This is a genomic window from Endozoicomonas sp. SESOKO3, from assembly GCF_024606255.1.
Genome location: NZ_JAHHPR010000258.1, coordinates 1 through 4,223, shown reverse-complemented (window position 1 = coordinate 4,223; position 4,223 = coordinate 1). Strand labels below are relative to the sequence as shown.

Annotated in this window: 2 protein-coding genes; both read left to right on the top strand. The window is 47.4% G+C overall.

Going from position 1 to position 4,223, the window contains the following annotated elements; genetic code table 11:
• Positions 1 to 214: hypothetical protein (locus KDK18_RS04680; protein ID WP_257253552.1), on the top strand; the 214-nt coding region annotated here is incomplete at its 5' end.
• A 335-nt stretch (positions 215 to 549) separates the two neighbouring features.
• The coding region (locus tag KDK18_RS04675) for a hypothetical protein (RefSeq protein WP_257253550.1) at positions 550 to 4,223 on the top strand (3,674 nt) is incomplete at its 3' end.

The following is a 4,223-nucleotide window of genomic DNA, read 5'->3' as shown; positions in this document are numbered from 1 at the left end:
TTGGGATGAAATGGAGCTTATGCACATAGTGACCATCCTTAAAAAAGCCAAAATCGATATCGCTGACCACACAATGGCAGAATGGAGGCAACGGGCATGCAGTGAAATAAAGCAATTAAGAAGGCGAGACCCTTTATTATCAGAGGTGAATCCTGATGTTTATCAGGGTTGTCAGGAACTAGAGTTACTTGATAGATGTGGGGGTATTTTTTAATGGGTCAGTAGGGCGCTATACATTCCGGTGCAAATGGCAGAGGTCAAGTCAAGAGCCTGAGCCTTATGTCGGGTGGCGTGAAAATAACGAATTATTTCCAATAGCGAATGGGTTCGTGGATGTGTATTTTTTTTAAGCCTGAGTCTACAAGACGCTCACAAAAAAACAAAACTATCTGTTCAATAGCCCGATCACTGCTTCTGTTAGTGACCATAATATATGGGGAGTCGCTACCCGCATTGGAATTAGTCGGCTCAAGTCCGCTACCAGCACATTTCTTATATGCGAATATGTTGACTGAACCCGAACGGCCTTACCCCCATTTGGCAGGGTTTATGCGATTCGCCCTCCCTTTGCCAGAGCTGCTGCCGAATAACAGTCCTCCCGCGTCTCTCGAATTGCCTGCGCTACCCATTCGGTCAATGAAGCAAACAAAACGCGCTGACCTTATGGCGATATCCCCTGAAGTCTTGGAGCACTCTTCCAATGCGCTAATCGTCATGGGAGCTGCCGGGGGAGGCAATGGCGATAAGACACCTGACGGAAACCACTGGAAACCCAACCCAGAGCCCCAGCCTGAACTTACCCCTGTTCTTTCCCTTATTCAAAAATGCCTGCAACAAAAAAGGCAACTGCTTCGAATGTTACGATTCAAACGACGATGTGCTTTTATTACGAGACAAGCAACACTGGCCCGGATTTTGTCAGACCGGATCATGGTGATTGAAGGGGATCTTCTGGATCTGGAAAGGTCGGATCCTGCTATGATGCATCCGGGACTGGTTCAGGCATGGTTGGCAGAGAATAGTCAGGAACTCAGTGTTTACCGTGAGATCGCTGCTGGCAAAAACTCTGGCCGACAGGCGGGTAGGAGTAAAAATAACCAACCCTGCAGAAGTACCAAAGCATCAACGACCGCGCCAACAAAACAGGCTGGCCAATCCGGCCAGACACATGGGGCTGCTACCCACAATCAGGCAACCGGCTCAGCAGACGGCAGTGATCGAGGAGGTGGTGACCCACTGAAACCCCCGGCTGAGCAGGATACAGGAAATCCGGTTGTCATTTGCCCCAAGTGTAACAAAGCACTGAATCAACAAGAATTAAAGCTTATAGCCAATGAGACAACAGCTTCAGTGTTTTTATGCAACAAGTGCCTGCAAGGCACTCAGGGTAAAAAAAGAGCAAGACGAACCCGGGAAGAAACAGAGCCGGATGCATCAGAACCTGCTCAGAAAAAAAAGAAAGGCTCGGTTAGAAAGAGAATTAATTCGAAAGCAGTTGCTTCGGAGAAACCACCGGCCAAAAAAAGGAAACCAATAGACACTCAAGTCCCCGACGACCCATTGGAAAGTGTAAAAGAAAATATCCAATACGAATTAAGCGAGGAAGAGCTGGAAAAAGCTCAAACCCTGATGGCGGTATTCAAGAAAAAAAACATCACCGTAAAGCACTCTTTTTATAAACTGCTTGGCTATGTAGAGAGAAAGTTATTTAATGACTTCTTCGATAATGCGATCGTTTTTTTTTGGCACCTTCCTGAAACCTTCAAAAATACCGGTATGCTGACCGGCATGCTAAAGAATAAAAAAAAACATATCCGTGATTTTGCCGAACGTAACCAGGATGAACTTGCATATTTAGCAAGTTTGGATTTATTGACTTCCTTTTCGTCAATGAATAATGGCAAAGGTGTCCCTAAACATGAGGAAGTAAAAGCAATGCTGGACTGGCCGGAATGGAAAGATAAGGATGGCAAGTTCAGTATGGAGCTGTTTCGCTCTATCTCGTCCATGTACAACAGAAACGGCTTACCCAAACATGAGGAGGTGAAAGAGATGCTGAGCTGGCCGGAATGGAAAAACAAGGACGGTGAGTTCAGTGTGAAATTGTTCCGCTCCTTCTCGTCCATGAATCATGGCAAAGGCATGCTCAAACATGAGGAACTGAAAGAAGTGGTGGGCTGGCCGGAATGGAAAGACAGGGATGGTGAGTTCAATATGGAGCTACTCCGCGCCTTCTCGTCCATGAATCGTGGCAAAGGCATGCTCAAACATGAGAAAGTGAAAGAGGTGCTGAGCTGGCCGGAATGGAAAGGCAAAGATGGCGAGTTCAGTGCGGAGCTATTCCGCTCTTTCTCGTCCATGAATAACGGCCAGGGCATCCTCAGCCATGAGAAAGTGAAAGAGGTGCTGGGCTGGCCGGAATGGAAAAACAAGGATGGCGAATTCAGTATTGAGCTGCTCCGCTCCTTTTCGTCAATGTATCATAGCCGTGGGATGCTCAACCACAAGGAAGTGAAAGAGGTACTGGGCTGGCCGGAATGGAAAGACAAGAATGGCGTGTTCAGTTTTGATCTGTTCCGCGCTTTCTCTTCGATTAATCATAGTAAAGGAATGCCCAAACACGAGGACGTGAAAGAGGTACTGGGCTGGCCGGAATGGAAAGACAGTGATGGCGAGTTTAGTATTGAGCTGTTCCGCGCCTTCTCGTCCATGAATAATGGCCTGGGCATCCTCAACCATGAGGAAGTGCAAGACGTGCTGGGCTGGCCGGAATGGAAAAACAAGGATGGCGAGTTCAGTATGGGGCTTTTACGGGCATTCTCGTCCATGAATCATAGCAAAGGCATACTCAAACGTGAGGACGTGAAAGAGGTGCTGGGTTGGCCGGAATGGCGAGACAAGGACGGCCAATTCGATATAGAGCGGTTCCGTCCCTTCTCATCCATGAACAATGGCCTGGGCGTACCCAAACATAAAAAAGTGAAAGAGGTATTGGGCTGGTCGGAATGGAAAGACAGTGATGGCGAGTTCAGTGTGGAGCGGTTTCGCGCCTTCTCGTCCATGTACACCACAATAGGCGTGCTCAAACACAAAGAAGTTAAAGATGTGCTGGACTGGACAAGTTGCGGGGGTGCACCCAATCACCAGCTCCTGCAAGTTATGACCAGACTCTGGAAATCAGAAGGGCTACCTGCTGCCGATGTGCTGCAACGACGGGAAACGGAACTGAAAGAGTGGCTGTCTACAGAATTCACTGAAGAAAACAGCAACTCAGATAATGAAGAGGACAACAATTACAATCTCCAGATAAAAACCGTCGCTCTTTATCTTTCCACCTCTAAGCCAGAGTGGTCACTAAAGTGGACGGCTTTAAAACAATTTCATCAATTCCGTGAAAACAGCAAAACCGTTCTAATGCTGGAATCATTGATAAAGCTGCTGTCTTTTTATGGAGGAAAAGGTGTCGAACTCTACCTTCAGTCCAATGCAAAGGACCGGTTTTTTTTGCGGCGTCATTCGGCTAGAGCCGTGCCTTTGCACGTGTTAAATAAGGCAGTGGTTCTGTTTTCTGCCAATGAATACAGGGGCCGTTTTGTCTATTTCGTCAAGCGGCTGAAGTCATTGCCGGATAAGAGTCTATGGGAACAGCAATCAGCCCGGTTGCAACAATTATCGGAGGTGCTGAAACTCGACTATATGAAAAGGCTCTACTGGGAAATCCTGCAACCCTTAACAAATGATGACCAGTTGCGTTTTCTGGACGCCAGTCATGCCCGGGCAGTATTCGACCTGTTTCCATCGTTCAGCGCCCTGCATAAACTCAGCAAAGAGCATTCCTCTCAGTGGTTTAAGCAGCTGCTTGAGGCCTGCCTTGGGCTAAAAAACCACGAAATCACCAAAGAAGGCATCCAAATACTGCTTGAAGCACTACTCAAAACTCATAGCCTTCTGCCTTGGTATAACGATATTCCCGATCACTTTCTGTCCGGGATGCGAACAACCGACGACAACAACGTTATGATACCTGTCTCGGGACTTATTCCGTCAGGAGAACAACTGGCTCTGAGTTATATCGCGGTGTTGATGCAGAACATCAACGAGATGTTCTTCACTGTCAGAGGGCAGTGGCTTGAAGTTGAGGTGCCGGGTAAGAGTGTACGAATCTACCGTTTTCCAATGCCGCAGCTGAAAATACAGAATGAAAAAATGGAAATTAGCAACTG